We start from the raw sequence: 22,141 nt of genomic DNA, 5'->3' as shown, positions 1-22,141 counted from the left end.
CCACCCCGTATTGGTTCCGAAACTGGACCCGCGTCCGCTAACATTTGGCAAAGTTGGAACCGGCGCGACGCCGCAGGGCTAACAAAGGGTGTATCGACGGCGGTGAATTGCGCAGATCGGAGCACCGGCCACCAGCGTCACGCCCCGCTGTTCCGTGCTATCAGCAAGCCAAACCCCTCCGACTCGCGGTCCCCATGGCCAAGAACACGCTTTCCTTCGTCTGCCAGAACTGCGGCGCCGCCTATAACCGCTGGCAGGGCAAATGCGAGTCCTGTGGCGAGTGGAATACGCTCGTCGAGGAGGACGCGACCGGCAGTGTCCCGGTCTCGATCCGCTCCAAGCGCAAGGGGCGCATGTTCGCGCTGGAGAGCCTCGCCGGCAAAAGCCCGGATGCGCCGCGCCTGTCGTCAGGCATGGCCGAGCTCGACCGCGTCACCGGTGGCGGCTTCGTCCGCGGCTCGGTGCTGCTGGTCGGCGGCGATCCCGGCATCGGCAAATCGACGCTGCTGACACAGGCGACCAGTCTGATGGCGCGCGCCGGCCACCGCATCGTCTACATCTCCGGCGAAGAAGCCATCGCCCAGGTGCGGCTGCGCGCCGAACGGCTCGGCCTGTCTGATGCGCCGGTGCAGCTCGCGGCCGAGACCTCGGTGGAGGACATCGTCTCCACGCTGTCGGAAGGCGCGGTGCCGCGGCTGATCGTGATCGACTCGATCCAGACCATGTGGACCGACACGGTGGAATCCGCGCCCGGCACGGTGACGCAGGTCCGCGCCTCGGCGCAGGCGCTCATTCGTTTCGCCAAGAAAACCGGCGCCGCCATCATCCTGGTCGGCCACGTCACCAAGGACGGCCAGATCGCCGGTCCCCGCGTAGTCGAGCACATGGTCGACGCGGTCATGTCGTTCGAGGGCGAAGGCTCGCAGCAATTCCGCATCCTGCGCGCCGTGAAGAACCGCTTCGGCCCGACCGACGAGATCGGCGTGTTCGAGATGACGGGCCTTGGCCTGCGCGAGGTCACCAATCCGTCCGAGCTGTTCCTGTCCGAGCGCGACCTCGGCACGCCCGGCACCGCAGTCTTTGCGGGCATCGAGGGCACGCGGCCCGTTCTGGTCGAATTGCAGGCGCTGGTGGCCCCGACCTCGCTCGGCACCCCGCGCCGGGCCGTGGTCGGCTGGGACCAGAGCCGGCTCTCGATGGTGCTCGCGGTGCTGGAGGCCCATTGCGGGGTCAAGCTGTCGGGCCACGACGTCTATCTGAACGTCGCGGGTGGCCTGCGCATCCACGAGCCCGCAGCCGACATGGCCGCGGCAGCTGCGCTGGTTTCGTCCCTGGTTAATGCGCAGTTACCCACCGATGCGGTCTATTTCGGCGAGATTTCACTCTCCGGCGTGATCCGGCCGGTCGCGCAGACCCCGGCCCGGCTCAAGGAAGCGGTCAAGCTGGGCTTCAAGCGCGCCGTGCTGCCCGAATCGGCGCGGGGCGGCGATGCCGGCGGCGACGCCGGACTGGCCCTCAACGCGGTCAACAGCCTCACGACACTGGTTGCGGAGATCGCCGCCAAGGGGTCTCGCCGCGGCGAGCAGCCCCCGTCGGCGGAGAAAAATGCCACACCGGCAAGATTCCGCCGTGGAGAGGGTTAGCTGGAGGTGACGTGCTCCGCCCCCGCCGCTATACAGCCGTCACAAAAGCAGCATGGGATTGCGTGGTTGCGGCCTTGCCGGGAACGCCGTCTGGCCCTCACTTAGGGCGGCGGCCAAACACCGATTCGCTGAGCACCTTCGACGTACGAGCGGACCAGACCAGCCGATGCCAGTAACCATCCTCGACCTGATCCTGCTCGGTGTGATGCTGATTTCGGGCCTGCTCGCCATGGTCCGCGGCTTCATGCGCGAAATCCTGTCGATCGCGGCCTGGGGCGCTGCGGCGATCGTGACGCTGTACTCGTTCTCGAAGCTGCTGCCGACCGCCAAGACCTATTTCAACAACGACACGGTGGCGAGCATCGTCGTGGTTGCCGGCGTGTTCGTCGGTACGCTGGTCGTGGTTTCCGTGATCACGGTCCGGATCTCCGACATGATCCTGGATTCGCGAATCGGCGCGCTGGACCGGACCCTCGGCTTCCTGTTCGGGCTCGCTCGCGGGCTTTTGATCGTCGTGGTCGCGTTCCTGTTCTTCACCTGGCTGGTGCCGGACAAGCAGCGCCCGGACTGGGTCACGGGGGCCAAATCCCGCGTGGTGCTCCAGGGAACCGGGGATTGGCTGATGGCCCTCTTGCCTGATGACCCCGAGAACACCATCTTGAAGAGATTCAAGAAAAACAAACCAGATGATGATCAAGCTGAGTCCGAGCAGCAGCCTGCGGGCAGTGGCGACGGCTACAGTAAATCGGCTCGTGACGGCATGAAAAAGCTGCTCGATAAACCGGCGCGTTGATTTAGGCCCAAAGAGAGGCTCGGACGAGATGCGACACCCTGACCAGGACGCCCAACTTGATCTCGACTTGAACCGGCCCTCTGGCCCAGCCGCGATTGAGCTACAGGACGATCTGGAGGGGGACACGCTGCGCGAGGAATGCGGCGTCTTCGGCGTCTACGGTCACCCTGATGCGGCCGCCATCACCGCCCTCGGCCTCCACGCCCTTCAGCACCGCGGCCAGGAAGCCGCCGGCATCGTCTCCTACGACGGCAGCCGCTTTCACAGCGAACGCCGCCTCGGCCTCGTCGGCGACACCTTCTCCCGCCGCGAGGTGATCGACCGCCTGCCCGGCAACATGGCCGTCGGCCACGTCCGCTACTCCACCACCGGCGCCACCATCCTGCGCAACGTGCAGCCGCTGTTTGCCGAGCTCAATGCCGGCGGCCTCGCGGTCGCCCATAACGGCAACCTCACCAACGGCCTGACGCTGCGCCGCGAGCTCGTGAAGAACGGCGCGATGATGCAGTCGACCACCGACACCGAGGTGATCCTGCATCTGGTCGCCCGCTCCAGGCGCGGCCGCTTCATCGAGCGTTACGTCGACGCGCTGCGCGAGATCGAGGGCGCCTATGCGCTGGTCTCGCTGACCAACAAGAAGCTGGTCGGCGCGCGCGATCCGCGCGGCATCCGCCCGCTTGTGCTCGGCGACCTCGACGGCTGTCCGATCCTGACCTCGGAGACCTGTGCGCTCGACATCATCGGCGCGCGCTTCGTCCGCGACATCGAGCCCGGCGAAGTCATCGTGTTCGACGAAAACGGCCAGGACATCCACAAGCCGTTCCCGCCGATGGCGCCGCGCCCCTGCATCTTCGAATACATCTACTTCTCCCGTCCGGATTCCATCGTTCACGGCCGCTCGGTCTACGAGGTCCGCAAGGCCTTCGGCGCGCAGCTCGCGCGCGAGAGCCATGTGCCGATCGACGTCGTCGTGCCGGTGCCGGATTCCGGCGTGCCCGCCGCGATCGGCTACAGCCAGCATTCCGGCGTGCCGTTCGAGCTCGGCATCATCCGCAACCACTATGTCGGCCGCACCTTCATCCAGCCAACGCAGGCGATCCGCGAATCCGGCGTGCGCATGAAGCACTCGGCCAACCGCGCCGCGATCGAAGGCAAGCGCATCATCCTGATCGACGACTCGCTGGTGCGCGGCACCACCTCGAAGAAGATCGTGCGCATGATGCGCGACGCCGGCGCCAAGGAAGTGCACTTCCGCCTCGCCTCGCCGCCGATCCTCTATCCCGATTATTACGGCATCGACCTGCCCGATCGCGGCGGCCTGCTGGCCGCGACGCATTCGCTCGAGGAGATGCGCGAGATCATCGGCGCCGACTCGCTCGCCTTCCTGTCGATCGACGGCATGTACCGCGCCATGGGCGAGCCCGGCCGCGACCCCGCCAATCCGAAATTCTCGGACCATTGCTTCACCGGGGCCTATCCGACCCACCTCACCGACCAGACCCAGACCGAGCAGCAGCCGCGGCAGCTCTCGCTGCTGGCGGAGGCGAGCTGACCAAGGATCGTCCCTGGGGGCTAATCAGAGACCCCTTTTCGTCATGGCCGGGCTTGTCCCGGCCATCTACGTCTGTAATACCCGCCGCAAAGAACGTGGATGCCCGGGACAAGCCCGGGCATGACGGAAGTATTCGACGATGACAAAACCCCTCGCCGACCGCATCGCTCTCGTCACCGGCGCCTCACGTGGCATCGGTTTCGCCACCGCCATCGCGCTCGCAAAAGCCGGCGCACATATCGTTGCGGTCGCGCGCACGCAGGGCGGGCTGGAAGAGCTCGACGACGAGATCCGCAAAGATGGCGGCGGCAGCACGCTGGTCCCGCTCAACCTCACCGATTCCGACGGCATCGCGCGGCTGGGTGCCGGCCTGCATGAGCGCTACGGCAAGCTCGACATCCTCGTCGGCAATGCCGGCGTGCTCGGCCCCTCCTCGCCGGTCGGCCATATCGAGCTGAAGGCCTTCACCGACGTGATGGCGCTCAACGTCTCCGCGAACTTCCAGCTGATCCGCTGCATGGAGCCGCTGCTCAAGCAATCCGACGCCGGCCGTGCCGTGTTCGTCACCTCGGGCGCCGCCAACAAGGCGACCGCCTATGTCAGCCCCTACGCCGCCTCCAAGGCCGCACTGGAGACGCTGGCGCGCGCCTGGGCGCAGGAGACCGCGAATACGAAGCTGCGCGTCAACCTGTTCAACCCGGGCCCGGTCCGCACCCGCATGCGCGCAATCCTGATGCCGGGCGAGGATCCGGCCACACTCGACACCGCCGAGCAGGTCGCCGAATTCATCGTGCCGATGTGCGCGCCCGCCTGGACCGAGACCGGCAAGTTCTACGACTACAAGTCCCGCTCGCTGATGAGCTTCCGCGCGCCGGCCTGATTGACTTGAATGCCTCCCCGCGATTGACTGCCGCTGCTCAAGCGGCAGCAAAGCCGCAAGCCAAAAAAGGGAGGTCGCCATGGCGCCATGGCATCGCGCAGGTTTTACGCGTGCGCTCGCAAACGTCTCTCACGCCTTTTCCATCCTGATCGCAGCCGTCGCATTCGTGCTTCCGGGCACCGCGAGCGCCGGCGATATCCCGACCTTCGCGGTCGATCCCTCCTGGCCGAAGCAACTCCCGAACAACTGGATCCTCGGCCAGGTCGGCGGCATCACCGTGGACTGGCAGGGCCACATCTGGGTGATCCATCGCCCGCGCTCGCTCACCGACGACGAGAAAGGCGCGAGCCTCACCCCGCCGCGTTCGAAATGCTGCGTCTCGGCGCCGCCGGTGCTCGAATTCGATGCCGACGGCAATCTGCTGCGGTCCTGGGGCGGTCCGGGCCAGGGCTATGAATGGGTCGGCCGCGAACACGGCATCGAGGTCGACGAGCGCGGCTTCGTCTGGATCGGCGGCAATGCCGACAATGACAACGCGATCCTGAAATTCTCCCTCGACGGCAAGTTCGTGGCGCAGATCGGCAAGATCGCGCCAAGCCTCGGCAGCAACGACACGACGCAGCTCGGCAAGCCTGCCGAGACCGCGCTCGACAAGGAGGCGAATGAAATCTACGTCGCCGACGGCTATGGCAACCGCCGCGTCATCGTGTTCGACGCGACGACGCTTGCCTACAAGCGGCATTGGGGCGCCTACGGCAACAAGCCTGATGATGCCAAGCAGGCGGCCTATGACCCGAAGGCGCCGGTGTCGCAGCAATTCGGCAATCCCGTACACTGCGTGAAGCTCGCCAATGACGGGCTCGTTTATGTCTGCGACCGCATCAACAACCGCATCCAGGTGTTCAAAAAGGACGGCACCTTCGTGAAGGAGTTCTTCTTCGAGAAGAACACACTCGGCAACGGCGCGGTGTGGGACATCGCGATCTGGCCCGATCCGAAGCAGACTTATCTGCTCAGCGCCGACGGCGAGAACAACGAGATCAGGGTCGTCAAGCGTGAGGACGGCAGCGTGGTCGGCAGCTTCGGCCACAACGGCCGCAATGCCGGGCAATTCCACTGGGTGCACGCCATGGCGATCGACGCGAGGGGTAACGTCTATACCGCCGAGGTCGACACTGGAAAGCGCATCCAGAAATTCAAGCTGACGTCGGACGCGCTCAAATAGCGTCTCAACACATTTTGCCCAAAAGTTAACCGACGGATGACGCTACGACGCAGCGTCATCCGGCTTTAGGCGCATTGCCGCCGGCCGCGGGACACGGTAGAGCCATCAGCCGGAACAAGGCTCCGCAAGAGAGCCGTCCACATATTTGACAATGGAGGGAATCTTTGATGACGACGACGTTCGCGCGCCGCACTGCGGCTCTTCTCGCCTGCGCCGCTTTCGGTTTTGCCACATCCGCCTACGCCCAGGACAAGACCGTCAAGATCGGCGTGCTCAACGACATGTCGAGCCTCTATGCCGACATCGGTGGCCCGAACTCCGTGGTCGCAATCAAGATGGCTGTCGAGGATTCCGGCCTGCTCAAGAAGGGCTGGAAGATCGACGTGCTCAGCGGCGACCACCAGAACAAGCCTGACGTCGGCGTGAACATCGCCCGGCAGTGGATCGACAACGAGAAGGTCGACGCGATCGCGGACACGCCGAGCTCGGGCGTGGCGCTCGCGGTGAGCAACCTCGTGAAGGAGAAGAATGCGGTTCTGCTCAATTCGGGCGCGGCCACCGCGGACCTGACCGGCAAGGCCTGCACACCGAACACCATCTCCTATACTTATGACACCTACATGCTCGCCAACGGCACCGGAAAGGCGCTGACCAAGGCCGGCGGCGACAGCTGGTTCTTCCTGACCGCCGACTATGCCTTCGGCCATGCGTTGGAGCGCGACACCAGCGCCGTCGTCACCGCCAATGGCGGCAAGGTGCTCGGCGGCGTCAAGCACCCGCTCAACACCGCTGACTTCTCCTCCTTCCTGCTCCAGGCCCAGTCATCGAAAGCCAAGATCGTCGGCCTTGCCAATGCCGGCGGCGACACGACCAACGCCATCAAGCAGGCCGCCGAGTTCGGCATCGTCCAGGGCGGCCAGAAGCTCGCCGCGCTGCTGCTGTTCATCAACGACGTGCACTCCCTCGGCCTCAAGACCGCGCAGGGCCTGACCTTCACTGAATCGTTCTACTGGGACCTGAACGAAAAGACCCGCGAATGGTCCAAGCGCTTCCAGGCGCAGGCCAGCAAGAACGCGATGCCGTCGATGACGCAGGCCGGCAATTACGCGATGGTGCTGCACTATCTCAAGGCGATGGAAGCGCTCGGCGGCAATCCGCATGACGGCGCCAAGGTCGTCGCCAAGATGAAGGAGCTTCCGACCGACGATCCGCTGTTCGGCAACGGGCCGCTGCGCCAGGACGGACGCCGTCTCATCCCGGCCTATCTGTTCGAGGTGAAGAAGCCCGAGGAGTCGAAGGGTCCGTGGGACTACTACAAGCAGATCGCCACGATCGCCCCGGAAGACGCGGCCAAGCCGCTCAAGGACAGCGATTGCCCGCTGGTGAAGAAGTGACCGCGTAGCGGTCATTCACGGCTCAACGATACGATGCCCGGGCTCGTCCCGGGCATTTCGTTTTGGGCTCAGGAAACAACTGCCGTAGGGTGGGCAAAGCGAAGCGTGCCCACGACTCCTTGGTGTAACGGACAGATGGTGGGCACGGCGCTGACGCGCCTTTGCCCACCCTACGGGACCGTCTTCGTTGCGCCCACCGTCCGCATCGCGATGACCACGCACACCACCATCAACACCGCCGCGAGCAGGAACGGCGCGCCGGGCAGATGCAGCGGCGCGCTGGCGCCGATGAAGTATGAAAACGTCAGCGTGAACAGGAACGGGCCGACGAGCTGCGACACGCTCTGCACGCTCGCGGTCGCGCCCTGCAACTGGCCCTGCTGATCGGGCGCGACCAGCCGCGTCATCAGCGATTGTGAGGCAGCCCCCGAAATGCCCCAGAGCGACAGCACGGGAATGCCAAGCCAGGACAGCGGTCCGGTCGGCGCAGCACCCAGGATCACGAAGCCGAGCGCGCCACAGCACAGGCCCATGACCAGCGCGTTGCGCTCACCGAGCAAGCGCACGATCGGACCGATCGCGAGCCCCTGCACCACCATGGCGCAGATGCCGACCATCGCGAGCGTCAGTCCGACCGTCTTGGAATCCCAGCCGTAGCGATAGGTCGCATAAAGCACGAAGGTCGAGGGCAGCACGACATGCGCGACCTGTGCGATGAAATTGACGACCGACAGCGCGGCCAGCGCCGCGTTGGAGCGCAGCAAATGCAGTGCCCCGACCGGATTGGCGCGGGTCCAGCGGAACGGCGCGCGCCTGTCGGGCGCGAGCGATTCCGGCAGGACGAAGAGCCCATAGAGCGCGTTGGCGAAGCTGAGAGCTGCCGACGCCCAGAACGGCAGATGCGGATCGATGTCCCCGAGCAGGCCGCCCAGCGCCGGACCCAGGACGAAGCCCGCGCCGAAGGCTGCGCCAATCCTGCCGAAGACCGCCGCGCGCCGCTCCGGCGGCGTGACGTCGGCGATATAGGCAAAGGCCGTCGAGATGCTCGCGGACGTTATGCCGGAGATGATGCGACCGATGAACAGCCACAGCAAGGACGGCGCCAGCGCCATCAGCACATAGTCCGCCGCAAGCCCGAAATTCGACAGCAGCACCACCGGCCGACGTCCGAAGCGATCCGACAGCGCACCGAGCACCGGCGAGAACACGAACTGCATCAACGCCCAAGCGGTGCCGAACAGGCCGAAGATACGGGCCGCATGCGCCGTGTCGTTGTCGACGAAGCTCTCGATCAGCTTGGGCAGGATCGGCATGATCACGCCGAGCGCGAGCATATCGAGCAGGATGGTGACGAAGATGAAGGCAACGGCACCGCGCCGGACCGGCGCAGCGCTTTGCGCTATCGCCTCGCCGGCCTCGTTGCTCACGACGGCCGCTTGCGCTTGTGGGCGAAGGGGTTGGCCTTCTCGCGCAAAGTGATGCGCACCGGCGTGCCCGGCAGCTCGAACGTCTCGCGCATGGAGTTGGTCAGGTAGCGCAAATAGGATTGCGGCACCGCATCCGCGCGCGAGCAGAACAGCACGAAGCTCGGCGGGCGCGCCTTGGTCTGCGTGATGTAATTGAGCTTCAGCCGGCGGCCGGACACGGCCGGCGGCGGATTGGCCTGCACCGCCTGCTCGAACCAGCGGTTCAGCGCCGAGGTCGACACGCGCTTGTTCCACAGCGCATAGGCATCCTGGATCGCCTGCATCAGGCGATCGATGCCCTCGCCCATCAGGCCTGAGACGGCGACGATCGGCACGCCCTTGACCTGCGGCAGCAAGTGGTCGGCGTCACGGCGCAAGCCGGAGATGGCGCCGCCGCCTTTGCTCTCCATCAGGTCCCATTTGTTGACGGCGAGCACGACCGCACGGCCCTCGCGCTCGATCAGGTCCGCGATACGAAGATCCTGCTCCTCGAAGCGGTTCTGCGCATCCATCATCATCACGACGACTTCAGCGAAGCGCACCGCGCGCAGCGCGTCCGCAACCGAGAGCTTTTCCAGCTTCTCCTCGATGCGCGAACGCCGGCGGAGGCCCGCGGTATCGAACACGCGAAACTCGCGGCCCTTCCAATTGATCTCGACCGCGATGGAATCGCGCGTGGTGCCGGCCTCCGGGCTGGTCAGCAGGCGCTCCTCGCCGAGCAGATGGTTGATCATCGTCGACTTGCCGGCATTGGGCCGGCCGACGATGGCCACCCGGATCGGACGCGTCGCGGCCTCTTCCTCGGTGAGCGGCTCGTCGTCCTCGGCCTCATCCTCCTCGACGGGCTCCGGCATCAGCTTGGCGAGCGCGTCGTAGAGCTCGCCCAGGCCCTCGCCGTGCTCGGCCGAGATCTGGATGGGATCGCCAAGGCCGAGCGCAAACGCCTCCATCGCGCCGGCGTCGCCATGCTTGCCTTCGCTCTTGTTGGCGACCAGCAGCACCGGCTTGTTGGCCTTGCGGGCGAAATCGGCGAAGGCGCGGTCGGTCGGCGTGAGACCGATGCGCGCATCGATCACGAAGAACAGCGCGTCGGCCTGCGCGATCGCGGCCTCGGTCTGCTCCTGCATGCGCGCGGTCAGAGAGCCCTTGGCGCCCTCGTCGAGACCGGCGGTGTCGATGATGGTGAACTCGAGGTCGCCGAGCCTGGCTTCCCCCTCGCGTCGGTCGCGGGTGACGCCCGGCAGGTCATCGACGAGCGCGAGCTTCTGCCCAACCAGGCGGTTGAACAGCGTCGACTTGCCGACATTGGGTCGGCCGATAATGGCAATCGAGAAGGACATTGGTCATTCGTGCGCTGCGAAGGCTGCGCCTGTCAATTCAGTGAAAATATTAAAGCGCGATGAGCTTCGGACGTATCCTCATCGCGCTTTAGCTTGTCGTTAGAGCCTGATCTATTCGGAAAACCGCAGCGCAGTTTGCGCTCACGCGGCCCTCCGGGTCCGGATCATGCTCTAGCGGGAGAAACTGCCGCTGGGCATCGGCGCCGGGAAAGCGCCCTGCGACTGCTGCTGAGTGGTCTGGGTCGGTTGAGCCTGCTGGGCAGGCTGATCCGGTGGCGGCGCGGTGGTGCGCTTGCGGACGATCTTGTGCTTGGGCGGCGGGGCCGCGGTGGGCGGCGCCGCCTCCGGCTGGGCCTCGCCATCGACCTCGCCGGCAGGCGCTTCGGCCGGTGCGGCTGCTACAGCGGCCGGCGGCCTCTTGCCCTTGGCTCCCCTGGCCGGCTTGGCCTCGGGCGGCGGCTCAGCGGGCAGAGCCGCCACGGCAGGCGCGTTGGGATCCGGTTGCTGCTGCGCCGCGCCCTTGTACATGTCGCGCGGCACGCCCTGCTCCAGGCCCGGCACGCCCGAGGGGAAGACCGGCTTGCGGTCACCCGGGAGCTTCTTCTTGGTGTCGAGGAAGTCGAGCATGTCGCTTGGATCGAAGCTGGAGCAGCCGCCCAGCACGCCCGTGAAGGCGATCAGGACGGCGGCTGCGATCAAGCGTGGCGTGCGGCGCATCTTGGTGTCTCGTTTAGGTCAGAGAGCCCGACGGTCAGCTTTTGGCGACGGGCGGCAGCAGGGCCTGGAGCGCTTCGGCGCGCGAGCGCAAGCCCGGCGGCGTTTCGCCGTCCTCGGCGATCGCGTCGAGCCATTTGCGGGCCGCGGTCATGTCGTTGTTGCGCCAGGCCGACAGCGCCAGCATTTCGCGGGCGCTGTGGCGGAAGGTCGATTTGGGCGCGGCGGAGGGCTCCAGCCGCTGCTGCATGTCAGCATAGGACGCGCTGTCGACCAGCAAGCCGGCGGCGCGAATCCTCGCCAGATCCTGCCACTCCCCGCCGACGCTGCGGTCAGCGGCAATGTCGTCAAACAGCTTGGCGGCAGCCTTGGGATCGCGGGGCGCGGCTTCGGCCGCGGCACGCAGCCGCGCCAGGGTGCGATAGCCCGAGGGCGCCTTGGCGGCGAGCTCGGCAAAGGCAGCCTCTGCCTCCGCGTGCTTGTCCTGGTCGGACAGCTCCGCGGCCTTCTCGAAAGCGGCGCCGGCCTCGGCAGCCTTCTTGCCCTCCAGATACTGGTAGCCACGCCAACCGCCCACGGCGGCGACGACCAGCACCATCAGGGCGATGAAGACAATCGAATACTTGTCCCACAGCTTCTTGAGCTGCTCGCGACGTACTTCCTCGTCGACTTCGTCAAATAATTCAGACACTTATGCTAATCCCATGCCCGTCCGGGTGCGCGCGCCAAAGCAGTCGCGTCAGGAATCCCGTTCCCCACGTCGCGGCGAGGTACCCTAACGATATGGCGGTGGCAAGGCAAAGCGAGCCCGATCAAGGCGTTAACCACCCGGGAGAGCCCGGACCAACCGCCTGCCCGGCTCAGGTTCCCAGATACTCCCGCAACTGCCGTTTCAGCACCTTGCCATTGGCGTTGCGCGGCAGCGGCTGGGATGTGATCGCCACCGTTTCCGGCACCTTGTAGTCGGACAGCCGCTCGGCGCACCAGGCCCGCAGCGCCTCGCTGGCGACCGGGCCGCGTGTCACCACCACGGCGTGGACCCGCTCGCCCAGCACCGGGCAGGCCTTGGCGATGATCGCGCTCTCGACCACGGCGGGATGGCCGGCCAGCACGGACTCGACCTCGGCCGAATAGATCTTCAGCCCGCCGCGGTTGATCATGTCCTTCTGCCGGTCGAACACGCGGACAAATCCTTCCGCATCGACCGAACCGAGGTCGCCGGAATGCCAGAAGCCGCTCGTGAAGCTTTCAGCGGTGGCTTTCGGATTGTTCCAGTAGCCCTTGATGACGGAGGCGCTCTGGATCCAGAGCTCGCCGATCTCGCCGTGAGGCAGCTCGCGCCCGTCGGCTGCCATCGCGACGATGCGCGCACCGGGACACGGCAGGCCGACGCTGTCGATGTGGCTCGCGGTCAATTCGCCCGGCATGATCGTCGAGGGCGACGTCGTCTCGGTCGCGCCGTAGCAGTTCGCGAGCTCAAGGCCGGGAATCGTCGCCTTGAGCTTCTCGATGGTCGCGACCGGCATCGGCGCGCCGCCAAAGCCGCCGACGCGCCAGCTCGACAGATCGTAGCTCTCGAAATCGGGCTGGAGCAGGCAGAGATTGTACATGGCCGGCACCATCACCGTGTAGGTGACGCGCTCGCGCGCGGCGAGCTTGAGATACTCCGCCGCCTTGAACTCCGGCATGATGATCAGGGCGCCGCCGCAGCGGATCATGGTCGTGATGTTGGCGACGACGCCGGTGACATGGCTGAGCGGCACCGCCGCGATCGAACGGTCCGCTTGCGTCAATTGCAGGCAGGACACGAACACCATCGAGGAGTGCACGATGTTGCAATGGGCGAGCATCGCGCCCTTCGGCTTGCCCGTCGTGCCCGAGGTGTAGAGGATCATCGCGATGTCCTCCTCGCCAACCTCAACCGGCGCAGGGGCCGGTGCATTGTCGGCGAGCGCGGCGAAGCGCGACAGCGCCGGATCGCTGTCGACGGCGATGCGGTGGACCAGTTCGGGCACATCGCGCGCATCGGGCAGCCGCTCGGCGAGTCCCGCCTCGTGGATCAGGATCTTCGCGCCGCAATCGGCCAGCACATAGGCGATCTCCGGCTTCTGCTGACGCGTGCCGAGCAGCACGGTGACCAGCCCCTCATGCGCGGCGGCGAACAGCAACAGCGGAAATTCGATGCGGTTGCCGAGCAGGATCGCGACCCGGTCGCCGCGTTGCAGGCCGAGCTTGCGAAAGCCGGCTGCGATCCGCGCGGCCTGCTCCACGGCCCGCCGCCAGCTCAGGCGGACATCGCCAGCGATCAGCGCCTCGCCATCGGGATTGCGGACGCAAGCGTCCGCAATCATCGCCCACAGGCTCGACGGCCGGTCGCAAAATGCCGGCACCACCCGATCGCCGAAGCGCGCCTCGAACCGCATCGGCGGAATCTGAGATTGCGACCAGTCCATCGGAATGCCTCGGCTTGTTGCTTTCGTTATCTTCCGCGCATGGTCATGCGAGCCCGGTCTAGCGCGGATCGGCTAGACTCCCATCACGGGAACGCCGATCACGACGGGGTGGAACGCAAATGCCAGCGCCAGATAAGCGACCAAGCCGACCGCGACCGCGATCAGATCATTGGTGACGCCGCCCACCGGAATCGGGGGACCGCCGCCGTCGGTGCGGCGCTTCAGCGAGATGCGGTCAAATACCGCCCAGCCCAGGAACGAGCCGAACAGAATGATGGAACCGAGATCGCCATTGGCGAGCAGATGCGCGGCGGCCCACAGCTTGATGCCTGCCAGCATCGGATGTTTCAGCGTCGCGTGGATGCGGCCGCGCAAATAGGAGGCGACGACCAGGATGACGGCCGGCAGCATCAGCGCCAGCGTGATGTGCTTGAGCGCCTTCGGCGGATACCAGACGTCGATCCAGCCGGTCGCCCGATAATGGACAAAGCCCCAGATGATCAGCGCGAGTCCCGCAAGCGAAACCACAGAATAGAGGATCTTGTACGTCCCCTCGCCCAGCTTCGCGATCGCCTGCGCGCGTGCGTCACGTTTCGTTGTGAAAACATGGGCTGCGAAAAACAGCACAAGCCCCAGGATCATGACCAGCAGACCCACGACATCCTCCCCCTCAAGCAGCCCCCGCTCATGGCGTATCATCGATCGGCCGCCGGTCGCAACAGACGGGCTATTTCCCCAGTTCGCGATTATCGACATAGCGGATCGCAATCGGCCGCCCGGCGAGCGCGCCACCGAGTCCGCTGGTGAATTTCAGCGGCAGGCAGGCCTTCAGCGATGAATTGATCGCGTTCAGGTAGGTCGTTCTCGTATCGGCCGGGACGCCCGCGGTCGCGAAGGTCAGCCGCGGCGGGCCGATCAGGCCGCCCGCTCTGTTGAAGCTGAAACGGACCGCCATCTGCATGCCCTCGCGTGCATTATCCGATGGCGGCGACCAGCAAGTGCGCAGCTCGGCAAAAAGGTCGCCGATCGTGTCGAGATCGTGATCGGGCTTTTGATATTTGGCGCGATCGGCTTCCGACGGAACGCTCTCGATGGTGAGCTGGAGGTTCTGCCCGTAGGGATAATCCATTTCGGGAATGCAGGGGCCGGGCTCGAGCGGGCTGCAATAGGAGGGTGTGCAGGGCCGGCCGTCGAGCACGCTGCACGGCTCATGCGCAAACGGGATCGGATTGATCTGGCGGCGCTGCGCGTCGGCGGCAGCGGTCGAGATCGCCAACAGGATGAAAACGAGAAGGCCGCGCCACATCTGCTGAACGTGGCACCGTCAGAGAATCCGTCAAGCCCGCAAGCGTTCACATGCTCGCGCTCACACGCGGTGTCATCGTCCGCGAAGGCGGACGATCCAGTACGCCGCGGCCCATCGATACCAGCCGCGCTGCCTCGGCGTACTGGATGCCCCGCCTTCTGTTTAGCCCGGACAGATCACTGACGGGTGTTCGGAGACATAGCTGACACATCAACATTGGCTGGATTGGTCCGATTCGGGAGGCCGTCCATGCCTTGGAATGAGGTGTCAGCAATGGATCAGCGCCATGAGTTTGTGCGGCTGGCTTTGCAAGAAGGCGCTAACCGGCGAGAGCTCTGCCGGCGGTTCAACATCAGCCCTGATGTCGGCTACAAGTGGCTGTCGCGCTGGCAGGCTGGCGATCGGGAGCTGACGGACCGATCCCGGCGCCCGCGCGCGATGCCCCAGCGGAGCGATGCGGCGGTTGAGGCCGAGGTCCTGGCTGTCCGCGACAAGCACCCGGCCTGGGGCGCGCGGAAGATCGCCCATTGCCTGAAGCGGAGCGGGCAGACGGTGCCTGTGCCGTCAACGGTGCACCAGATCCTGTGCCGGAACGGCCGGGTCAAACCAAGCGAGAATGCACCGCCAAATCCGGGGCACCGCTTCGAGAAGGAAGCTCCCAACCTGCTGTGGCAGATGGACTTCAAGGGGCACCTGCCACTCGCCAACGGGACGAGGTGCCATCCGCTAACGATCGTCGACGATCACTCGCGCTATGTTCTGTGCCTGAAGGCCTGCGCCGACGAGCAGCGTCTGACCGTGCAGGATCACCTGACGGCGACGTTCCGCTGCTATGGCCTGCCCGAGGCCTTCTACACCGACAACGGCTCCCCCTGGGGCGACACGTCCGGCGTTCGTTGGACCGGACTGAAGGTGTGGCTGCTCAAGCTTGGTATCAGGGTGATCCACGCCAGGCCGTGCCACCCGCAGGCTCGAGGCAAGAACGAACGCTTCCACCGCACCCTGAAGGCCGAGGTCTTTGCAATGCGTCGCTTCCGCAGTCTTCCAAAAGTCCAGCGCGCCCTCGACGCCTGGCGCCCTGTCTACAATCTGGAGCGCCCCCACCAGGGCCTCGACATGCACGTTCCCGCCGATCGCTTCCGGCCGAGCGTCCGGGTCATGCCGGCTCGCATTCCAAAAATCGAATACGACAGCGGCGAGATCGTGCGCAGGGTCTCATCGACGAGACCCTACGTCTCCTTCAAAGGACGCTTCTGGAAAGTTCCCCAGGCCTTCGCTCGCGAACGCCTTGCCATTCGGCCGCTGGATCGTGACGGCCACTACGGAATCTTCTTCGCAAGCTGGCAGGTCGCATCAATCGACTTGACCAGCGCCCAACCTGTCAGTGATGTGTCCGAACAGGTGTCAGCCATGTCTCCGGACTAAACACTTCGCGGGGCATGACAGCGCTGGGGGTGGCTGCTGAGCCGAGTGCCATCGACCAGCCAGCTCCCTACCCCTTCTTCTTGACGTCCTTGACGTTCGTGAACGCGATGCCCTCGGCGCGCTCTTTGGCGTAGCCGAGATAGAACTCGTTGCGGGCGAGATAGACGGGATCGCCGTCGACGTCGTCGGCGATGCTGGACGTGTTGGCCGCGAGGAAGGTGTCGAGCTTCTTGCGGTCTTCCGAGGAGACCCAGCGCGCCAGCTGGAACTCGCTGACCTCGAATTCGACCGGCAGCGAATATTCGGCATCGAGTCGCGCCTTCAGCACGTCGAGCTGGAGCGCGCCGACCACGCCGACCAGTGCGGGCGCACCGTCGCGCGGGCGGAACACCTGCACAACGCCCTCTTCCGACATCTGCTGAAGTGCTTCCTTCAGCTTCTTCGCCTTCATCGCGTCGGTGAGCCGGACGCGGCGGACGATTTCCGGCGCGAAGCTCGGCACGCCGACGAAGGTGAAATCCTCGCCCTCGGTCAGCGTGTCGCCGATGCGCAGCGTGCCGTGATTGGGGATGCCGACGACGTCGCCGGCGAAGGCCTCGTCCGCGACCGAACGGTCCTGCGCGAAGAAGAACTGCGGGCTCGACAGCGGCATGCTCTTGCCGGTGCGCACCAGCTTGGCCTTCATGCCGCGGCTGAGCTTGCCGGAGCAGAGGCGCGCAAATGCGATGCGGTCGCGGTGGTTCGGATCCATGTTTGCCTGGATCTTGAACACGAAAGCGCTCATCCGCGGATCGGTCGCCTCGACCTTGCGCTGGTCACTCTCCTGCGCGCGCGGCTCGGGCGCGAACTTGCCCAGACCTTCCAGCAAGTCACCGACGCCGAAATTGCGCAGCGCGCTGCCGAAATAGACCGGTGTCAGATGCCCTTCGCGAAACGCTTCCAGCTCGAACGGTTTCGAGGCCGCGGTGACCAGCTCGAGCTCCTCCTTCACGGCGGATGCGTCGAGATTGGCGTTGAGCCTGGCGAGCTCGGCGATCTCGATCTGCTGCGCCGCGCCGGTCTTGGCGCCACCGCCTTCGAGCAGGCGTACGCCGCCGTTGATGACGTCATAGGTGCCGAGGAAGTCGCGACCGCGGCCGACCGGCCAGGTCATCGGCGTGGTGTCGAGCGCCAGCGTCTTCTCGATCTCATCGAGCAGCTCGAACACGTCCCGGCTCTCGCGGTCCATCTTGTTGATGAAGGTGATGATCGGGATGTCGCGCAGGCGGCACACCTCGAACAGCTTTCGGGTGCGCGCCTCGATGCCCTTGGCGGCGTCGATGACCATGACCGCGGAGTCGACGGCCGTGAGCGTGCGATAAGTGTCTTCCGAAAAGTCCTCGTGGCCCGGCGTGTCCAGCAGGTTGAACACGAGGCCCTCGAACTCGAAGGTCATGACCGAGGTCACCACCGAGATGCCGCGCTCGCGCTCGATCTTCATCCAGTCCGAGCGAGTGTTGCGCCGCTCGCCCTTGGCCTTGACCTGACCGGCCAGATTGATGGCGCCGCCGAACAGCAGCAGCTTCTCGGTCAGCGTGGTCTTGCCGGCGTCCGGATGCGAGATGATCGCAAAGGTCCGCCGCCGCGCCACTTCGGCGGCAAGCGGGGAACGGGCCGGCGATTCGGCTGCGGTGGTGGCGATGTCGGACATGGCGGCAGCGTTTGGCAGGGAAAATGGGCCGGAGCAAGCCTCATTTGGTGATTGCGGAGCCCTTAAGCCAGCCCCATATCGGCTTTCGGGGAGGACGGCCTTCCTGCTCATCAGCACATCAGCCGCGGGGACGACCCTGCCTTGAATGGAGGGTCGTCATGGCCTGGAGCATCCTGTTCGTCGCCGGTCTGTTGGAAATCGGCTGGGCGATCGGCCTTAAATACACCGAAGGCTTCACCAGGCTCGTTCCGTCCGTCCTCACCCTCGCGGCCATGGCCGGGAGCGTGCTTCTACTTGGCCTCGCCCTCAAATCCCTGCCGATTGGAACCGCCTATGCGGTCTGGACCGGCATCGGCGCGGTCGGGACCGCGACGCTGGGCATCATCCTGTTCGGCGAGCCGGCCACGGCCTTCCGCCTCGCCAGCATCGGGCTGATCGTCGCCGGCATCGCGGGGCTGAAATTCGTTACCTGACGAAGATCTGGACCGCCCACCAGGTCAGCGCCGCGACGATCGCCGAGGCCGGGATCGTGATCACCCAGGCATAGACGATCGAGCTCGCCACGTTCCAGCGCACCGCCGAGACCCGGCGGGCCGCACCGACGCCGACGATGGCACCGGTGATGGTGTGGGTGGTCGAGACGGGGACGCCCAGGAAGGTTGCCATGAACAGGGTCGCGGCGCCGCCGGTCTCGGCGCAGAAGCCCTGCATCGGCGTCAGCTTGGTGATGCGCAGGCCCATGGTGCGGACGATGCGCCAGCCTCCCATCAGCGTGCCCAGCGCCATCGCGGCCTGGCACGACAGCACCACCCAGAACGGCACCGAGAATTCGCCGCCGAGATGCCCCTGCGAGTAGAGCAGCACGGCGATGATGCCCATGGTCTTCTGTGCATCGTTGCCGCCATGGCCGAGCGAATAAAGCGAGGCGGAGGCGAATTGCAGGATGCGGAACGCACGGTCGACCGCGAACGGCGTCGAGCGCACCGAGAGCCACGATACGATCGCGACCAGCATCATCGCGAGCAGGAAGCCGACCAGCGGCGACAGCACGATCGCCAGCACCGCCTTGGACAGACCGCTCCACACCGCCGCCGAAATTCCGGCCTTCGCCATGCCGCCGCCGACGAGGCCGCCGATCAGCGCATGCGACGACGAGGACGGGATGCCGAGCCCCCAGGTCACGAGGTTCCAGACGATCGCGCCGAGGAGCGCCGCAAAGATCACCTGGGCATCGACGACCGCGGGATCGATGATGCCGGTGCCGATGGTCTGGGCGACATGCAGGCCGAACACCATAAAGGCGATGAAATTGAAGAACGCGGCCCAAAGCACCGCGAATTGCGGCCGCAGCACGCGGGTCGACACGATAGTCGCGATCGAATTGGCGGCGTCGTGCAGGCCGTTCAGGAAGTCGAACAGCAGCGCGACGGCGATCAATCCGACCAGGACGGGAAGACCCAACGCAGCATCCACGGCGCGGCCTCTACTCTAAGCTTTGCGCATGATCTCCGCGCAAACGCGTTCGGCGTTTGTCGCGAAGGAAAACCGCTGCACACTTTTCCGGATCATGCGCTAAACTTGCTCGATGACGATGCTGTTGATCTCGTTCGCGACGTCGTCGAAACGATCCGCGACCTTTTCGAGGTGGTCGTAGATCTCGGCACCCACGATGAAATTCATCGCACTGCCGTCGCGATGCTTGATGAACAGCTCCTTCAACCCGATGTCATGGAGATCGTCGACCCGGCCTTCGAGCTTGGTCAGTTCCTCCGTGATCGCGGTCAGCATCGCAACGTTCGGGCCGATCGACTGCATCAGCGGCAGCGCGCGGCCGACCAGATTGGCGCATTCGATCAGCAGTGCGCCGATCTCACGCATCGGCGGCTCGAAGGTGCGGACCTCGAACAGCATCACGGCCTTGGCGGTCTGCTGCATCTGGTCGATGGCGTCGTCCATCGAGGTGATCAGGTTCTTGATGTCGCCGCGGTCGAACGGAGTGATGAAGGTGCGGCGCACCGCCGTCAGCACCTCACGGGTGATGTTGTCGGCGTCGTTCTCGAACTGGTTGACGCGCTGGCAATAGACCGGCGTCTCCTCGCCCCCGTTCAACACGCCCTGGAGCGCGATCGCACCCTGGATCACGGTCTGGGCATGGCGGTCGAACAGGTCGAAGAACCGTTCTTCCTTGGGCAGGAAAGCGCGAAACCATCGCATCATGGGGAGTGGCTACCGGTTGGAAATGGTCCGGCCCGAACGGGCTGTCATGAAACTGTCATAGACCATTTCCGCCCCGCATGCGTGTCATCTCACGCCCGCGGAGCTGGATCATCCACCGGATTCGCGCGCCAAGGAACTCGGCGCCATATCAATAATTTAGAGCGAGCGTCGGAAGTAATGGGCGATTTCGCCAATGACACCGCGCCGGAACGTCAGCACGCAGATCACGAAGATCGAGCCCTGGATCACCGTCACCCATTGGCCAAATCCCGCCAGATATTGCTGCATGGCGATGATCGCGAAGGCGCCGACGACGGGACCGAAGATGGTCCCGAGACCGCCAACCAGCGTCATCAGAACGACCTCACCCGACATCGACCAGTGCACGTCGGTGAGCGAGGCATTCTGCGCGACGAACACTTTCAGCGAGCCGGCAAAGCCCGCCAGCGTGCCCGACAAAACGAACGCCAGGAACTTGTACTGGTCGGTGCGGTAGCCGAGCGAAATTGCGCGCGGCTCGTTCTCACGGATCGCCTTCAGGACCTCGCCGAACGGCGAGTTGATGATGCGGTAGATTAGCAGGAAGCCGGCAAGGAATCCGACCAGCACGACGTAATAGAGCACCGTCGGCTTTGACAGATCGAACAAGCCGAACATGCGCCCTTGCGGAATGCCCTGGATGCCGTCCTCGCCATGCGTGAACGGCGCCTGGAGATAGATGAAGTACAGCAGCTGCGACAGCGCCAGCGTGATCATCGAGAAATAGATGCCCTGGCGGCGGATCGAGATGTAGCCGGTGATGAGCGAGAGCCCGAACGCCGCGGCAATGCCGACGAGGATGCCGAGTTCCGGCGGCAGCGCCCACACCTTCAGGGCGTGCGCACTGCAATAGCCGGCGGTGCCCAGAAACATCGCGTGGCCGAACGACAGCAAGCCGCCATAGCCGATCAGAAGATTGAAGGCACAAGCCAGCAGCGCGAAGCACAGCGCCTGCATCACGAAGAACGGGTAGATGCCGCTGAATGGCACCGCGGCCAGCAGCAACGCCATCACCACGAAGACGATCATCTCGTCGCGGATCGCGCGCGGAGCTACCGGCAGCGTGTCGTCCGTCAAGGCTGTCATATCAGGCCGCCCTTCCCGTCAATCCCGTTGGCTTCACCAAGAGCACCAGCACCATCAGCACGAACACGACGGTGTTGGAGGCCTCGGGGTAGAAATATTTGGTCAGGCCCTCGATCACGCCGAGCGCGAAACCGGTGATGATGGAGCCCATGATCGATCCCATGCCGCCGATCACGACCACCGCGAACACGACGATGATGAGATCGGCGCCCATCAGCGGCCGCACCTGGTTGATCGGCGCCGAGAGCACGCCAGCAAGCGCGGCAAGACCGACGCCGAGACCGTAGGTCAGCGTGATCATGCGCGGCACGTTGATGCCGAAGGCGCGCACCAGCGTCGGATTTTCAGTGGCGGCGCGCAAATTGGCGCCGAGCCGCGTCTTCTCGATCAGGAACCAGGTGGCGATGCAGACGATCAGCGAGAAGACGACGACCCAGCCGCGGTAGATCGGCAGGAACATGAAGCCGAGATTCATGCCGCCCTTGAGCTGGTCCGGAATGGCGTAAGGCAGGCCGGAGGAGCCAAAATAGTTCTGGAACACGCCCTGCACGATCAGCGCGATGCCGAAGGTCAGCAACAGGCCGTAGAGATGGTCGAGCCCGGTCAGCCATTGCAGCATGGTCCGTTCCAGGATCATGCCGAAGATGCCGACGATGATCGGCGCCAGCAGCAGCGCCCACCAATAGTTGATGCCGCCGAGGTTCAGCAGGAAATAGGCGACGAAGGCGCCCATCATGTAAAGCGCGCCATGCGCGAAATTGATGATGTTGAGCATGCCGAAGATCACGGCAAGCCCGAGACTGAGCAGCGCGTAGAACGAGCCGTTGATCAATCCCACCAGTAGCTGAGCGTAAAGAGCCTGCATCGATCCCGTACCCGGTCCTTCGGCGTTCCCTAGAGAGGCGCCCGCCGGCTCGC

Annotated in this window: 20 protein-coding genes; 8 read left to right on the top strand and 12 right to left on the bottom strand. The window is 65.1% G+C overall.

The window, feature by feature from the left end:
* Positions 1-194: 194 nt before the first annotated feature.
* From radA to AB7532_RS15105, 6 genes are all read left to right on the top strand, one after another.
* Complete coding sequence (gene radA / locus AB7532_RS15130) at positions 195-1,643, top strand: DNA repair protein RadA (protein ID WP_441235571.1); 1,449 nt, start codon at positions 195-197, stop codon at positions 1,641-1,643.
* A gap of 166 nt (positions 1,644-1,809) precedes the next feature.
* Entirely contained in the window at positions 1,810-2,436 is a 627-nt protein-coding gene (locus tag AB7532_RS15125) for a CvpA family protein (protein WP_441239283.1), read from the top strand.
* Between the two features lie 28 nt (positions 2,437-2,464).
* Entirely contained in the window at positions 2,465-3,988 is a 1,524-nt protein-coding gene (purF, locus tag AB7532_RS15120; protein ID WP_441235570.1) for an amidophosphoribosyltransferase, read from the top strand.
* A gap of 139 nt (positions 3,989-4,127) precedes the next feature.
* On the top strand, positions 4,128-4,868 hold the full coding sequence (locus AB7532_RS15115; protein WP_441235569.1) for an SDR family NAD(P)-dependent oxidoreductase: 741 nt from the start codon (positions 4,128-4,130) through the stop codon (positions 4,866-4,868).
* A gap of 79 nt (positions 4,869-4,947) precedes the next feature.
* The gene (locus AB7532_RS15110; RefSeq protein WP_441235568.1) at positions 4,948-6,093 is read left to right on the top strand and encodes a hypothetical protein; all 1,146 of its coding nucleotides are present in this window, start codon (positions 4,948-4,950) and stop codon (positions 6,091-6,093) included.
* A gap of 167 nt (positions 6,094-6,260) precedes the next feature.
* Positions 6,261-7,487: an ABC transporter substrate-binding protein gene (locus tag AB7532_RS15105; RefSeq protein ID WP_441235567.1), complete on the top strand. Its 1,227-nt coding sequence runs from the start codon at positions 6,261-6,263 to the stop codon at positions 7,485-7,487.
* A 170-nt stretch (positions 7,488-7,657) separates the two neighbouring features.
* Here the strand turns inward: AB7532_RS15105 and AB7532_RS15100 are convergent, their stop codons facing one another.
* The 7 genes from AB7532_RS15100 to AB7532_RS15070 form a co-directional block, all read right to left on the bottom strand.
* Positions 7,658-8,914, bottom strand: coding sequence for a TCR/Tet family MFS transporter (locus tag AB7532_RS15100; RefSeq protein ID WP_441235566.1), 1,257 nt, complete (start codon positions 8,912-8,914; stop codon positions 7,658-7,660).
* A complete protein-coding gene (gene der, locus AB7532_RS15095) occupies positions 8,911-10,293 on the bottom strand; it encodes a ribosome biogenesis GTPase Der (protein WP_441235565.1) in 1,383 nt (460 codons plus the stop codon). The genes AB7532_RS15100 and der overlap by 4 nt, the downstream gene beginning before the upstream one ends.
* Positions 10,294-10,464: 171 nt before the next feature.
* A complete protein-coding gene (locus AB7532_RS15090; protein WP_441235564.1) occupies positions 10,465-11,010 on the bottom strand; it encodes a hypothetical protein in 546 nt (181 codons plus the stop codon).
* A 34-nt stretch (positions 11,011-11,044) separates the two neighbouring features.
* Positions 11,045-11,698, bottom strand: coding sequence for a tetratricopeptide repeat protein (locus AB7532_RS15085; RefSeq protein ID WP_441235563.1), 654 nt, complete (start codon positions 11,696-11,698; stop codon positions 11,045-11,047).
* Positions 11,699-11,867: 169 nt separating this feature from the next.
* Positions 11,868-13,460, bottom strand: a complete 1,593-nt coding sequence (locus AB7532_RS15080) for a class I adenylate-forming enzyme family protein (RefSeq protein ID WP_441235562.1) — start codon at positions 13,458-13,460, stop codon at positions 11,868-11,870.
* Between the two features lie 72 nt (positions 13,461-13,532).
* A complete protein-coding gene (locus AB7532_RS15075; protein WP_441235561.1) occupies positions 13,533-14,117 on the bottom strand; it encodes an NnrU family protein in 585 nt (194 codons plus the stop codon).
* A 70-nt stretch (positions 14,118-14,187) separates the two neighbouring features.
* The gene (locus tag AB7532_RS15070; RefSeq protein ID WP_441235560.1) at positions 14,188-14,766 is read right to left on the bottom strand and encodes a hypothetical protein; all 579 of its coding nucleotides are present in this window, start codon (positions 14,764-14,766) and stop codon (positions 14,188-14,190) included.
* Positions 14,767-15,015: 249 nt separating this feature from the next.
* Between AB7532_RS15070 and AB7532_RS15065 the strand changes: the two genes are divergently transcribed.
* The gene (locus tag AB7532_RS15065; protein ID WP_441235559.1) at positions 15,016-16,191 is read left to right on the top strand and encodes an IS481 family transposase; all 1,176 of its coding nucleotides are present in this window, start codon (positions 15,016-15,018) and stop codon (positions 16,189-16,191) included.
* Positions 16,192-16,258: 67 nt separating this feature from the next.
* Here the strand turns inward: AB7532_RS15065 and AB7532_RS15060 are convergent, their stop codons facing one another.
* Positions 16,259-17,881: a peptide chain release factor 3 gene (locus tag AB7532_RS15060; RefSeq protein WP_441235558.1), complete on the bottom strand. Its 1,623-nt coding sequence runs from the start codon at positions 17,879-17,881 to the stop codon at positions 16,259-16,261.
* A 158-nt stretch (positions 17,882-18,039) separates the two neighbouring features.
* On the opposite strand from AB7532_RS15060, the gene sugE reads away from it, so the two are divergent.
* A complete protein-coding gene (sugE, locus tag AB7532_RS15055) occupies positions 18,040-18,354 on the top strand; it encodes a quaternary ammonium compound efflux SMR transporter SugE (protein ID WP_441235557.1) in 315 nt (104 codons plus the stop codon).
* Here sugE and AB7532_RS15050 read toward each other — a convergent pair.
* The 4 genes from AB7532_RS15050 to AB7532_RS15035 all read right to left on the bottom strand — a co-directional run bounded on the left by AB7532_RS15050 (position 18,347) and on the right by AB7532_RS15035 (position 22,088).
* On the bottom strand, positions 18,347-19,354 hold the full coding sequence (locus AB7532_RS15050; RefSeq protein WP_441235556.1) for an anion permease: 1,008 nt from the start codon (positions 19,352-19,354) through the stop codon (positions 18,347-18,349). The genes sugE and AB7532_RS15050 overlap by 8 nt on opposite strands.
* 99 nt (positions 19,355-19,453) lie before the next feature.
* The gene (locus AB7532_RS15045) at positions 19,454-20,098 is read right to left on the bottom strand and encodes a DUF47 domain-containing protein (RefSeq protein ID WP_441235555.1); all 645 of its coding nucleotides are present in this window, start codon (positions 20,096-20,098) and stop codon (positions 19,454-19,456) included.
* A gap of 156 nt (positions 20,099-20,254) precedes the next feature.
* Positions 20,255-21,223 carry a branched-chain amino acid ABC transporter permease gene (locus tag AB7532_RS15040; protein ID WP_441235554.1) on the bottom strand — a complete coding sequence of 323 codons (969 nt, stop codon included), beginning with the start codon at positions 21,221-21,223 and terminating at the stop codon, positions 20,255-20,257.
* A 1-nt stretch (position 21,224) separates the two neighbouring features.
* Positions 21,225-22,088: a branched-chain amino acid ABC transporter permease gene (locus AB7532_RS15035; protein WP_441235553.1), complete on the bottom strand. Its 864-nt coding sequence runs from the start codon at positions 22,086-22,088 to the stop codon at positions 21,225-21,227.
* Between the last annotated feature and the right edge of the window lie 53 nt (positions 22,089-22,141).

The organism is Bradyrhizobium sp. 930_D9_N1_4, from assembly GCF_052076015.1.
In the GTDB taxonomy this organism is placed as follows: domain Bacteria; phylum Pseudomonadota; class Alphaproteobacteria; order Rhizobiales; family Xanthobacteraceae; genus Bradyrhizobium.
The sequence above is the reverse complement of the archived record's forward strand: the minus strand, read 5'-3'. Positions and strand labels throughout refer to the sequence as shown.

Excerpts from the sequence above, each read along its gene's own strand:
- purF (WP_441235570.1), top strand. The coding sequence starts at position 2,465 with ATGCGACACCCTGACCAGGACGCCCAACTTGATCTCGACTTGAACCGG.
- AB7532_RS15040 (WP_441235554.1), bottom strand. The coding sequence starts at position 21,223 with ATGACAGCCTTGACGGACGACACGCTGCCGGTAGCTCCGCGCGCGATC.
- radA (WP_441235571.1), top strand. The coding sequence starts at position 195 with ATGGCCAAGAACACGCTTTCCTTCGTCTGCCAGAACTGCGGCGCCGCC.
- AB7532_RS15110 (WP_441235568.1), top strand. The coding sequence starts at position 4,948 with ATGGCGCCATGGCATCGCGCAGGTTTTACGCGTGCGCTCGCAAACGTC.
- AB7532_RS15070 (WP_441235560.1), bottom strand. The coding sequence starts at position 14,766 with ATGTGGCGCGGCCTTCTCGTTTTCATCCTGTTGGCGATCTCGACCGCT.
- sugE (WP_441235557.1), top strand. The coding sequence starts at position 18,040 with ATGGCCTGGAGCATCCTGTTCGTCGCCGGTCTGTTGGAAATCGGCTGG.
- AB7532_RS15045 (WP_441235555.1), bottom strand. The coding sequence starts at position 20,098 with ATGATGCGATGGTTTCGCGCTTTCCTGCCCAAGGAAGAACGGTTCTTC.
- AB7532_RS15080 (WP_441235562.1), bottom strand. The coding sequence starts at position 13,460 with ATGGACTGGTCGCAATCTCAGATTCCGCCGATGCGGTTCGAGGCGCGC.
- AB7532_RS15105 (WP_441235567.1), top strand. The coding sequence starts at position 6,261 with ATGACGACGACGTTCGCGCGCCGCACTGCGGCTCTTCTCGCCTGCGCC.
- AB7532_RS15115 (WP_441235569.1), top strand. The coding sequence starts at position 4,128 with ATGACAAAACCCCTCGCCGACCGCATCGCTCTCGTCACCGGCGCCTCA.
- AB7532_RS15060 (WP_441235558.1), bottom strand. The coding sequence starts at position 17,881 with ATGTCCGACATCGCCACCACCGCAGCCGAATCGCCGGCCCGTTCCCCG.
- AB7532_RS15065 (WP_441235559.1), top strand. The coding sequence starts at position 15,016 with ATGCCTTGGAATGAGGTGTCAGCAATGGATCAGCGCCATGAGTTTGTG.
- AB7532_RS15125 (WP_441239283.1), top strand. The coding sequence starts at position 1,810 with ATGCCAGTAACCATCCTCGACCTGATCCTGCTCGGTGTGATGCTGATT.
- AB7532_RS15090 (WP_441235564.1), bottom strand. The coding sequence starts at position 11,010 with ATGCGCCGCACGCCACGCTTGATCGCAGCCGCCGTCCTGATCGCCTTC.
- AB7532_RS15035 (WP_441235553.1), bottom strand. The coding sequence starts at position 22,088 with ATGCAGGCTCTTTACGCTCAGCTACTGGTGGGATTGATCAACGGCTCG.
- der (WP_441235565.1), bottom strand. The coding sequence starts at position 10,293 with ATGTCCTTCTCGATTGCCATTATCGGCCGACCCAATGTCGGCAAGTCG.